The organism is Roseobacter weihaiensis (assembly GCF_020622345.1).
In the GTDB taxonomy this organism is placed as follows: Bacteria; Pseudomonadota; Alphaproteobacteria; order Rhodobacterales; family Rhodobacteraceae; genus Roseobacter; species Roseobacter weihaiensis.
In genome coordinates this window covers 1-8,678 of the sequence record NZ_JACNMO010000052.1, presented here as the reverse complement: position 1 = coordinate 8,678, position 8,678 = coordinate 1, and the positions used below count along the sequence as shown (strand labels likewise).

The window sequence follows — 8,678 nt, the reverse complement described above, 5'->3', positions numbered from 1 at the left end:
AAGCGGAAATCCATCGGGGCTCGCGGTGACGATATATCGGGCCGCTCACAGAAGCCGGATATACGTCAGCAATCGTGATCCTGAACCAGACCAACCAAAACCGTTGCAATAAGGCGGGGTCCATATATTTCCACACACGACATTCGTGCAGAGAGAATTTCAGCGGATCGCGCTTGCGAAAGTCCTGGAGGCCTTCCGGCAACGGCCATCCGTTTTCGAGAAAAAGTTGCTTTGAGATGCCGGTCAGACGCCTCTTATAGAAAGAGATGTTGATCGCCTTCATGTCTTCGGAGTCGATCCGCGACCATACAGCATGCGCATGGCGTCGGCCCGCCTTCTCGTGGAAGACAATCGCACGGGGCTGGTCTTTTAAGCCAAGCCCCGCTTCGATGCGCTCTATTGCCTTTTCGAAGATTTCGACAGGCACATCCGCGTATTCAGGTGGATTCAAGCTGAGGGAGAACAGGTGATTGACGCACCGCGTCCCCATGGAGATGGCCTCAGCTTCCAGAAGCGCACAGTGCAGTTCGTCAGAGACGAAACCGCGCAAATCATGCAGCTCGACGTGGTCGTTGTCGCGCATATTCAGGAGATGGCGCGCAAGCTCCTTCGCGTTTTCGCCGGGCGATACGATGATTTTGCCAACAAGGGCGCGGATATCATCGCTTGCCTCCCGTCTGGTGTCATCGTCGGCCAACGCGTCGAGCAGCCCATCGATCCGTTTGCGGTATTCATCTGCCATAGTCGGGTGCAGCAAAGTGGGCGGTTCTTCCGAGTTCTGAAGGCTGCGAACGAGCTCTGCCTTACGTTCTTCGAGGACCTGCATCTTTTCTTTCATCGAAGGCGCGTAGAACCCATCCATGACGGCTTGGATCATTTTCTCAATCTGGGCTTCTACTTTCTTCAGTTCTGCGCGCTTGGCTATCAGATCGCCCGACGCCTCCATGCGGAGCCGATTGATCTCCCGTATATACTCGTCACAGAATTCCTTGAAGAGTTCCGGTGCCATCAACTGGCCGCGCAGAAGCGCAAGGTTGTCGACTTCGCCTTGCAGGAGACAGAACTATCTGCCCGAGGGGCCCAATCCGCCATGGTCGAGCGGTCCAGATCGATCCCCTCACGGGCATAGATTTGGCTTTGGCTATACAAAGGAAGATGATCAGCGTACTTGCTGACCAGCACATGCGCCAACCTAGGTCCGTTTCAGAGAGCTTTTGAAGGCTGATCGCCTTGTCTTTTGAGGCCCCCACAGCCCCTATCCCAACATTCAGGAACCCGTGATCACTCAACAGGGCCGCAGCGTCTTTATCCTCATATAAGCGCCACTCGCTGTCGCCCCACACAAGAACTTCACTTGGGACATACAAACTTAGTTCTTGCTGCAATTCACTAGACAGGCCTTCCAGAACCCCAGCCACTACTCTTTTGGCACCTTATACCAAAACCTTAATGACCATCAGCTGAGGCTGTATTTTAGAAGGAGGTCGTAGTCTGTCATGTCACCCTTCTTAACAGCTTCAAAATCTTCTTTCGTAAAAGGGTGGCGTTTGATTCCACCGGTTAGTTCGCCCGACAGATACTCATAGATATACTGATCTTCGTCCCTTTCGATACTCCAGGTAGGACCGAGAATTCTGTTTTCTTCGATCACAGTCTTTCTGGGCTTCGCCTTGATTTTATTTCCAAGTTTCATGTTCCTAATCCATAATTATGGGTGTGAAATCCACACCATTGAAGTCCATTACCGCTTCCGGCATGCCGCCAGAGGTATATCCTCCCGGCAACCAAAATTCATTCGCACCGCCTTCATTTCCAGAAGGAACGCGCAAACCACTGAAGTCATCGGCGTCAGCGTGAGAAGGCGGCAGATGCCTCGCGTAAAAGACTGTGGGCGCGCTTGTTTGGGTAGGCGTCTGTTTATCACAGACCTGGCAGGCGATAGCCGTGGTAGGAACTCATTTTCAAAAAATATCAAGCCTAACACTCTTAACACCTTTGGAAAGCTCTGAAGGTGATGGCTCAATTGCAGGCGAAAGGGCCGAAAAGAACTCACTTACGGAGGCGGAGACCCCAGTCAGAGCGGTAGGACTACCTTCTCCCTCAGCGCACTCATGGTGCCAGAACAGCACTTCACCAGAGTCAGGAACCCAGACGAATGCGTTGTCCAGGCCATCATCTGCAATTGGAACGGCGCGTCCAAAAATACGCCCATTCAAGCGATTGAAATTATCAATGATACCGTCTGGCCCCGTGTTTAGGCCAAATATTGTAAAGACTGTTTGCCGACCACTTGCCGAAACAATTGGATTCGGCACAACGGGCTTTATGTCCACCCTTTCAGCAAAGCCGATAGCGCTGCCATTTTCAGGAAGAACATCGAGCAATGCACGCGGTAACTTGGTACCTATCTGGCCTTCAACAAAATCGAGTGTCAAAGGCGCTTCATCGTTCTTGAGTGGTCGCGTCATGAGGCGGGTATCTGGTTGTAAGGCCATGTTAGAAGTTCATCCTCATGTCAGATGCAGAACCGATGTGTGGAATGTTTTTATGTAGCTTGGTTGGGATAAGTTGGATGACAGTATCACTATGATGATGTGGTGTCAGCCCAACCTGTTTAAGATATTCTTTCGCAGCATTATTTGATGGTAAATTACCAGCCTGGCGCACCTGTTCATACACTCTTGTAAAGTCCGTATCGCTCCCATCAAGCACATTTGGTTCGAACTCTAGCTCACCCTTGGACCACTGACTGAAATCAGGTCGCCCGTTTTTGAAAGGCACCCCCTCATCGCCAAGAACGCTTTTGGCATCAGGATTATCGGGATACCACGTTCCGTTTCCGGGCTCTCCCTCCCACCGACCATTTGATCGAGGTAGGCGGGTGCGCGGATTACTTTCTGGCGGCGCAACTTTCTCCTGCTTCACCACATGCGGATCGGCGTTCTTCGTGCTCTTGCGCTGGATGCGGCTCATGCCGACGCGCAATGGCGGCAACAAGCGACCGCCCTGTTGGAAGATAAAAGGCCAAAAGGTTTTTGGGCGCGGATCACAGGGAAATAAGAATGAGGTTGCTTACGGCTCGGGGCCAAATAGTACGCTAACAGACAGTCGACATTGCCTTCCGTGGGAGAGGCCCAACCTTGGAAAGGTTAGGTTAGCGAAAACGGATTGGATCAAGCATCTGCAATGAAATTTGCCATTTTGCCAAACGCTCGATCTATGGTTTCAATGTCAAGCTGTCCTGTCGAAGTATGTATCTCGGCACCAATCCTTGAATTTAATTCTGTAGTCGATAGAGAGCCTTCGGATGGTAAAATGCGTCGAGCGGAATGTAACACATCTAGTAGATGTTTCCGATCTTCTGGTCCCTGATAATGTGGCGCAAGATCTACGTTCACTAGTCCCACTGCTATGTTCTGCAATCCTTCGATCCAAGTCTTGGCAGCTCTAACATCCCTAAGGTTTGATGAATTCTCCATCACAGAGATCATGGCCCTGAAGCACAATTCAATCTCAAGATGATGGAACGCTCTGGCCTGCCCATCAATGCTGATCATCTCGTGCGCCATTGCTACTCCAATATCACGATATTCGTTGGCATTGCGTCAAAGTCCTCAAGTCCCTCGGTGATACGCTCAGTTAGTCGACTGCGCTGAGCATCAGACAGACCAAGCGTATCAACAACGATGTCGCGTGCAACTGTATTGGTCTTTGCACCTTTGACGACAGAATCTGCTAAGCCATCCACCATACTGTCATTGATGGGTAGAATTTCGCCGGTATCTTTGCGAGCGAGCGGCCCTTTCAGGCTTATCGGGGTGTCGCCATCGTAGAAATCAACGCCTTCAGTAGCAGAAGATCCGAGCGGATTGCCAGTCGTCTGTTCATAACGAGCGCCACCAACGCCCTCACGCAAATCAGTTACATTGCCTTGCTCATGATTGACGCCGAGTTCGCGAATGCGTTCATCAGAAAGGTCCGAGCGATCCGGCGCTTTTCGCGTTTCAATCGTAGCACCTCCAGATAACCGCCTCGGCGGCGCAACTTTCTCCTGCTTCACCACATGCGGATCGGCGTTCTTCGTGCTCTTGCGCTGCACCCGACTCATGCCGACACGCAGGGTATCGATGATCTGCTTTTGCAGGTAGGCGGCGGCTTCTCGGAGCTTGCCGGGGGCGGCTAGAATATCCGAGACCTCGCAGACGATGGCCTTGGTCGCGGTAAGTAATCAGCTCAACGCGTTACATTAAGCTACCTTGTACTTGCCGTCCTCAGTCTTCGCGATGAAGCCTGCTTCTTCCAAATTGTTCAAGTAAGTCATCAAGGTATAACCTTCGTGAAACTCATGCCTTGGAATCCGAAGCCGTCTTTCCATTGCATACCAGCCCATCGGCCCACGCTCGGCGAGCATTTTGATGATCTCATCACAAACGGGGTCTTTTTGAACCATTTTTACAACCCCCACGTGTCTGGATGGTACAACACCGAATTCCCATCCGCGTCTAGGGTCTGTTGCGGTAGGCCTTAGTCTGTCAAAACTGCGGTGACTTCATTTAGAAGAAACTCTCCAAACGAGTCGGCTTCTTTGGTAGCATTTTTCATGTCACCATCAGCAGGAACTAGATAAACCGGGGCCTCTCCATCTGCCGCAATCTGTCCGCATTCAATACAAAATTCAGGTCCATATCCCGAACTCATGATGCGTACCATCGTTTGCGAGATTTGACCCCGCTCTCTTGCAACGCTGGTTTGAAAGAAAACGCCAGACCCACCTTTGGTTTGAACACCGGATTTTCCGATTCCATAAATCGTTTGCCCAGGGAACATCAGTATTCCGAACTCCTGTAGCATCAACCTGTATGAAGCGGGGAGCGTGACGTTCAGAAGACCCTCAAGGGAATTGATGTCTTCTTCAGTCGCTGGGAACCGAAGAGGCCCAAGCGCGTCGGCTTCCTCCAGCTTCAAAACCGCCTGTTGATAAAGATCAATACCCAATGTTTTTACTCTCAAAAGTCATTTGCACGTTCTCTCCAGTATTGTCGTTTCCAGGTATTGAAAGGGCCTCGATTCATACTTGGCGGCGCACTGGCGTAAGGTCGGCGAACTCCATCTGGTCCAAGCCAAGTCTTATCATACTGATTAGTGTACATATGCAACGCTCGATCATTTTCAGAATGGAATTCTCCAGCAACCTCAGCCATCACGCTAGGCTCATCTTGCGTCATATGGTGAAGGTTTATCTTTTCGCCATCGGGACCGAAGGGAGCATCGCCGTTTTCCATTAGTTGCCGGTTCGTGAGGCCGGTATCAGGATCAACATAATTTGGATCGATTAAGTCGTCGCGCTGATAGACTTTTCGACCAGCCACCTGTTTCGATGTCCATCTTCGCGGGGGGCCATCAGGCAAACGCTCTGGTGGCTCCACCACTTCCTGTTTGACGACATGCGGCTCAGCGTTTTTGGTCGCCTTCCGCTGGATGCGGGTCATGCCAGCTGCGATGGTGGAGAGCAACTTTTGTTGCAGGTCGGTCGCCGCTTCGCGCAGCCTTTGCGGGGCGATAGCGCGGAAGGCCGCGACGTTTAGCAGGGCCTCGTCGACCAACCGGTTCCACCTGCCGCTGAGCCAGCCTTTGGACTCGGTCATGTATTGGATAACGCGCGCCATCATCGTGGCGAGCTGCGACAAGGCTGCGTTCAGATGCGATCCCGTCAGATTGTTGGCGAAGTCTCGCAGCCAGCGGTGAGCATTACCCTTCCCAAAAAAGTTGAACACACCATAGAGCGCGCGCAACGCGCCTATGTCGCCAAACTTCTTGAACACCAGTTTCAAGAGGCCCTTGGCCAAGGAGCCAAGCGTAGGAACCAAGCCGATCAGAGTGATGACCAGTAGAATCCAGTTCCACTTTTCATCGTATTCCTTCTTCCAGATCAGCTTGTAGAGGATGTGAATAATGTCCTGCGCATCCGCGAGCTGGTCGATACCGGGGATCATCGTCAGGATCATGCGACCAATGATTTCACTGGTCGAAGGATTTTCCTCAAAGTCGCCCTTTAGAACATCCCAGACCCAATCCGCGCCTTCGGTAATATTGCCCCACAGGCGCGACCAGAAACCTGGCTCACGTTCTTGAACGGGTTGCAGCGCCTCCGGGTCCTCGTAAGGCTCTCCTTCGGGATCATCGTGGAAATAGAACTCGACCTGCGTGTGTTCATCGGGCAGCGGCACATGGGCGTCCCCGTTGTCGTCGGTCTTGCCCTCGGCGATGATGTCACCGGTGGGCGAGCCATCTGCAGTGACGGTCTGCACCACGTAATTGGCGCCCGCAACACCGGTGCCGTCTTCGTATTCGTAGCGGATCTTGATCCAGTTGCCGATGCACAGCTCACAGATATTGTCGATCGGATCAGAGCCTTGTGCCGCCGCAGCATCGGTCGCGGCCTCGAAAGCACGTGGATCCTGCGGGTGTCCCATCAGGCCAGAGCCTCAGCATAGATGCCTCTGATCTGCGCCGCGAGACGCGCAGGAGCTGCCTCGGAGCGGACAGCCTCCGCCAGGCGTTGGTATTGCGGATCGCTGAGCCACTGTGTTCCATGCGCAAGGGCACAGGCTGTGTAGACAAGCTGTCGTGGCCCTTCATCACGCAAGTTGTCCGGAACCGTCTGAGACAGCCAACCAAGCAGGCGCTCATTGTCCGGGGTCGAGAACATCTGCCAGTGGCCAGGGAGAAGATGCTGGAGGGCGTTGACCTCGGGTCTACGACCCGCGCCGACAAGCTCCACCAATCGCTCGGAAAAGGCCAGCAAGCTGTCACCAGCCCACAACCCGCGTAGCCAGGCCTTGGTCTCGCCCATCAGGGCAGTAGCGCGACGGCCTGGCGGAACATCAACCGACATCGAGGCCGTCACATACCCCCGGAACCGTGGATCCTGCCAGAACTTGTGCCCCAAAGAGGTAGCCACATGGCACAATCGGGTCACATCGACCTGACTGCGGATGTGTTGTCGCTGTGCCCAGGCAGCAATGGTCTGCACCATCGGCATCAGGGTCTCAGCCGAAGCACCGAAAGCCGTATAGTAAGCCTCATAGGTCTCGAACAAGTCCCGGGCAGCCGCACGGTACCAATTGTCCTGCTCCATCGCCTCAAAGGCGGCAAATTGTTCTGAAGACAGTGTAAAAACCAAAAGACTGAACCAGACCTGTATCCAATGTTTTTGTATCTATCAAAGTGACATGAAAATACCAGTAAAAGTTGAAAGTTTGCCAAAACTCATACGTTTGTGTCACCGGCGCAAACGACGGATACTGGTGAAAAATTCGGACCTCTACGAACGTCGTTCGGCTCGGTCTACTAACCTTTGCTCATTCGCCGAACCCTGCATCTGACCTCAACGCACATAGGTTAAGTGGCTTGCTCGGACGAATGATGGCGCGGTGACGATCTTGTTTTACAGTAACCTGACCGGCATCTTCATATCCGGAGCTTTCATGGCTCCCGGCTTTGTGTGGCCGACACCGTCGCAATCGAACGCCCTCTTGCTGATTGGATTGATGGCGATCCTCGGCCAGGCCTGCATCATCCGCGCCGCGAAAATGTCTGACGCCAACTTCATCGCACCGTTCTTCTATGTCTCGCTCTTCTACGCGGCTCTGATCGGATACACCGTCTTCGGCGAGAAAATTTCGCTCGCAGTTGGGATCGGTTGCTCCATTATTCTGATGAGCGCTTTCATTTTGATCAGGATCCGAACTGGACCGGGTCTATAAGTTGGCACTGACGACCTACTGCCCCTCCATGGCGGTGCCATGCGCTCAGATGAATTTTGTACTTCGGACCTAACCGCGAGCAAGCCTAGCCTCAAATTGCGCGACCCAATGGAGTCGGCTCGCATCGTCGGAGCCGACGTTCATGCAATCTGCCGCATCCGTCAGATTGGGTTATCCTGACACCTTCGCCGTATGATCTACGAACTACTGTACTGGGAAGGAGTGCCGTTCGCTGCACTGCGCACGGACTGGTAAGGTGTGGGACGAAGCTGATTTCCGCTGCGGCTGCGCTAAAGTCCGCTACTTCTTGAGGTAATAGATCAGATCGCAGAATTGTCGTGACCCTCTCTCGGCAACGTGGTTACAAGTAGTGCAGCGGCAGCAGCGACGAACGCGATACAAATATACACCTGTTGCAATGACCCGCTCAGTTCCGGGATGTATCCGCTAAACAGATTTCCCAAAGCTGTTCCGAGGCCAAGGCAAATGTTGGCTCCAGCAAAGACGGAAGTTGCCTGTTCTTCGGCAACGGTCTTGGTGATGTATGCAGGAATCAACCCGTAAAGGGAAGCTGAGTCGGGACGATATAGAAGAGCGTCATGGCGGCCAGCGCGATGAGATAGAGTCCGCCTAGACGCATCCAAGGCATTTTTTTGATATCGCTACTCCCTCCGTCGGTACCCTTATCGGGTGCGGATCAGCGTCGCGACGTACCTCGCGGGCAAGGTGACGGACAAAACCCATGATGGGCAGGCTGTTTTGATAACGGAATGACCTAAGGCGAGTTTTCTCCTTTCCTTTAGAATGCCTTCGCTGCGACCGAAGTAGACATCGGCGGGTGTCAGATTGCCGAGGCTTTCGTGATAGCGGCGGTGATTGTAGTGGTCGACGAAGTCGTCAATCGCCTGTTCG

Annotated in this window: 12 protein-coding genes and 1 pseudogene; 1 reads left to right on the top strand and 12 read right to left on the bottom strand. The window is 53.0% G+C overall.

Annotated features, from left to right (window positions below; translation table 11 throughout):
• The 11 genes and pseudogenes from H7847_RS26170 to H7847_RS26120 all read right to left on the bottom strand — a co-directional run.
• A partial coding sequence (locus H7847_RS26170) for a relaxase/mobilization nuclease domain-containing protein (RefSeq protein WP_406676045.1) occupies nucleotides 1–1,009 on the bottom strand: 1,009 nt, incomplete at its 3' end.
• 59 nt (nucleotides 1,010–1,068) lie between these two features.
• Nucleotides 1,069–1,191: pseudogene (locus tag H7847_RS26165) on the bottom strand (IS66 family transposase); the annotation flags it as partial.
• 265 nt (nucleotides 1,192–1,456) lie between these two features.
• Nucleotides 1,457–1,693 carry a hypothetical protein gene (locus H7847_RS26160; RefSeq protein ID WP_227272599.1) on the bottom strand — a complete coding sequence of 79 codons (237 nt, stop codon included), beginning with the start codon at nucleotides 1,691–1,693 and terminating at the stop codon, nucleotides 1,457–1,459.
• Nucleotides 1,694–1,961: 268 nt separating this feature from the next.
• Complete coding sequence (locus H7847_RS26155) at nucleotides 1,962–2,495, bottom strand: SMI1/KNR4 family protein (RefSeq protein ID WP_227272596.1); 534 nt, start codon at nucleotides 2,493–2,495, stop codon at nucleotides 1,962–1,964.
• A gap of 1 nt (nucleotide 2,496) precedes the next feature.
• On the bottom strand, nucleotides 2,497–2,973 hold the full coding sequence (locus H7847_RS26150; protein WP_227272594.1) for an HNH endonuclease: 477 nt from the start codon (nucleotides 2,971–2,973) through the stop codon (nucleotides 2,497–2,499).
• 200 nt (nucleotides 2,974–3,173) lie between these two features.
• Complete coding sequence (locus H7847_RS26145; protein ID WP_227272592.1) at nucleotides 3,174–3,569, bottom strand: hypothetical protein; 396 nt, start codon at nucleotides 3,567–3,569, stop codon at nucleotides 3,174–3,176.
• 2 nt (nucleotides 3,570–3,571) lie between these two features.
• A complete protein-coding gene (locus H7847_RS26140) occupies nucleotides 3,572–4,099 on the bottom strand; it encodes a hypothetical protein (RefSeq protein WP_227272590.1) in 528 nt (175 codons plus the stop codon).
• Between the two features lie 147 nt (nucleotides 4,100–4,246).
• The gene (locus H7847_RS26135; RefSeq protein ID WP_227272587.1) at nucleotides 4,247–4,450 is read right to left on the bottom strand and encodes a helix-turn-helix domain-containing protein; all 204 of its coding nucleotides are present in this window, start codon (nucleotides 4,448–4,450) and stop codon (nucleotides 4,247–4,249) included.
• A 74-nt stretch (nucleotides 4,451–4,524) separates the two neighbouring features.
• Complete coding sequence (locus tag H7847_RS26130; protein ID WP_227272585.1) at nucleotides 4,525–4,995, bottom strand: SMI1/KNR4 family protein; 471 nt, start codon at nucleotides 4,993–4,995, stop codon at nucleotides 4,525–4,527.
• Nucleotides 4,996–5,006: 11 nt separating this feature from the next.
• Entirely contained in the window at nucleotides 5,007–6,473 is a 1,467-nt protein-coding gene (locus H7847_RS26125; RefSeq protein ID WP_227272583.1) for an HNH/ENDO VII family nuclease, read from the bottom strand.
• Complete coding sequence (locus H7847_RS26120) at nucleotides 6,473–7,183, bottom strand: hypothetical protein (RefSeq protein WP_227272580.1); 711 nt, start codon at nucleotides 7,181–7,183, stop codon at nucleotides 6,473–6,475. Before H7847_RS26120 ends, H7847_RS26125 begins: the two co-directional genes overlap by 1 nt.
• Nucleotides 7,184–7,433: 250 nt before the next feature.
• On the opposite strand from H7847_RS26120, the gene H7847_RS26115 reads away from it, so the two are divergent.
• Entirely contained in the window at nucleotides 7,434–7,766 is a 333-nt protein-coding gene (locus H7847_RS26115; RefSeq protein WP_227272578.1) for an EamA family transporter, read from the top strand.
• Between the two features lie 683 nt (nucleotides 7,767–8,449).
• Here the strand turns inward: H7847_RS26115 and H7847_RS26110 are convergent.
• Nucleotides 8,450–8,678 (bottom strand): integrase core domain-containing protein (locus H7847_RS26110; RefSeq protein WP_227272576.1); only part of this gene is annotated, 229 nt, incomplete at its 5' end.

Bases quoted from the DNA above. Each gene is read 5' to 3' on its own strand.
- H7847_RS26160 (WP_227272599.1), bottom strand. From the start codon at position 1,693: ATGAAACTTGGAAATAAAATCAAGGCGAAGCCCAGAAAGACTGTGATC.
- H7847_RS26155 (WP_227272596.1), bottom strand. From the start codon at position 2,495: ATGGCCTTACAACCAGATACCCGCCTCATGACGCGACCACTCAAGAAC.
- H7847_RS26150 (WP_227272594.1), bottom strand. From the start codon at position 2,973: ATGAGCCGCATCCAGCGCAAGAGCACGAAGAACGCCGATCCGCATGTG.
- H7847_RS26145 (WP_227272592.1), bottom strand. From the start codon at position 3,569: ATGGCGCACGAGATGATCAGCATTGATGGGCAGGCCAGAGCGTTCCAT.
- H7847_RS26135 (WP_227272587.1), bottom strand. From the start codon at position 4,450: ATGGTTCAAAAAGACCCCGTTTGTGATGAGATCATCAAAATGCTCGCC.
- H7847_RS26125 (WP_227272583.1), bottom strand. From the start codon at position 6,473: ATGGGACACCCGCAGGATCCACGTGCTTTCGAGGCCGCGACCGATGCT.